This is a genomic window from Pseudomaricurvus hydrocarbonicus (genome assembly GCF_011602365.1).
GTDB lineage: Bacteria > Pseudomonadota > Gammaproteobacteria > Pseudomonadales > Cellvibrionaceae > Pseudomaricurvus > Pseudomaricurvus hydrocarbonicus.
The window spans coordinates 1-1,310 of sequence record NZ_JAAONZ010000049.1; the positions used below are offsets into that span (position 1 = coordinate 1).

Here is a 1,310-nt window from a genome sequence, read left to right on the forward strand (position 1 = left end):
AGGTTCATCGCACTTTACCGGGAAACGCTGCTTTGATCTTCAGGAAGAAGTAATCGTTATCCCGGTATCCATACGCCATCCTTTTAATCACTTTAATCTTGTTGTTCATGCCTTCTAACACGCTAGTGTTCAAACGATAGCGGGCGCTGGCAACAATCCCTTCCAAATAGCCTTTAAGGCGTCTGGCAAACTGTTGTAACGGTGCGAGACCGCTGCTCAGTGCCAAGCTGAACCAGTCCTTCCAGCGCTGTCGGGCCTCTTCTTCAGAAGGGGCATACCAGAGCTCTTTCAACTGATCTTTGAGTAGGTACACTGTCATTAGCGGCTGATTGGCCTGGAGCAGCTCTTCGAGCTCAAGGGCCTGATTGTCCTTGAGGTTGGCCTTGTTTCTCAGCAATAACCAACGGCTACGCTTAACCACCTTGCGGGCGGGTTTGTCGTGTCGCAATTGGTTCGCCTGATCCACTCGTACCCGATCAATCACCTCTCGCCCAAATTTGGCTACCACATGAAATAGGTCGTAGACCACTCTGGCCTGAGGGCAGTGATGCTGCACCTCCAAATCCATGGCGGTATTCATGTCCATGGCCACAGCGTCAATTCGGCTACAGGCTTCGGGGCCCAGCCACTCAAAGAAGGGCCGTACCGCCGCTCTGCTGCGCCCCTCGCCAACCCATAAGACTTGCTGGGTGTCCGCATCAATGACAACGGTTGCGTAGCGGTGACCCTTAAACAGAGCGAATTCATCCATGATCAACCGTCGCAGGCGGTGACGCTCGGGCTCCTGAACCTCGCGCTTTAGGCGTTGATGATCAATCGTTTTAACCGTGTGCCAATGAAGCCCCAGAAGCTGGGCAACATGCTGTACTGGCATCAGGCGAACCAGGCTCTCGACCCAGTGGATCATCCCTGCGGTCAAACGTTGACGTCCCGGCAGCCAGCGAATCTGCTCAAGGCGAGGGCCGCAGGTGACGCAGCGGACTCGCTTCACAGGAACCTCCAGCCAGACGCGGTAATCGAAAAGATCCCGATCCCGGACACGTCTAAAATGAGTGTCATGAATCGCCAGGGTTCGCTGGCGGCACCCACTACAACAGGGGGTATACCCCTGAGCGGGCTGAAGGCGGATAAGCAAGGATTGATTATCGAAAGGGTGGAAAGATTCTATCGTAAATCCTTCCCAGAACAGGGCAAGAAGATTAGCATTCATAAGGCGGCGGTAAGTCGGTTGGGTTTGTTGTTTTGGCGAACTCAAAACTAACCGGTTTTACCGTCGTCTCCTACCTTTTCACGCCAATCCGCGATGAACC

Annotated in this window: 1 protein-coding gene; it reads right to left on the reverse strand. The window is 53.8% G+C overall.

Going from position 1 to position 1,310, the window contains the following annotated elements; translation table 11 throughout:
- Positions 1-4 precede the first annotated feature (4 nt).
- Positions 5-1,210 carry an ISL3 family transposase gene (locus G8770_RS23775; protein ID WP_167192541.1) on the reverse strand — a complete coding sequence of 402 codons (1,206 nt, stop codon included), beginning with the start codon at positions 1,208-1,210 and terminating at the stop codon, positions 5-7.
- Positions 1,211-1,310 lie beyond the last annotated feature (100 nt).

Excerpts from the sequence above, each read along its gene's own strand:
- G8770_RS23775 (WP_167192541.1), bottom strand. The coding sequence starts at position 1,210 with ATGAATGCTAATCTTCTTGCCCTGTTCTGGGAAGGATTTACGATAGAA.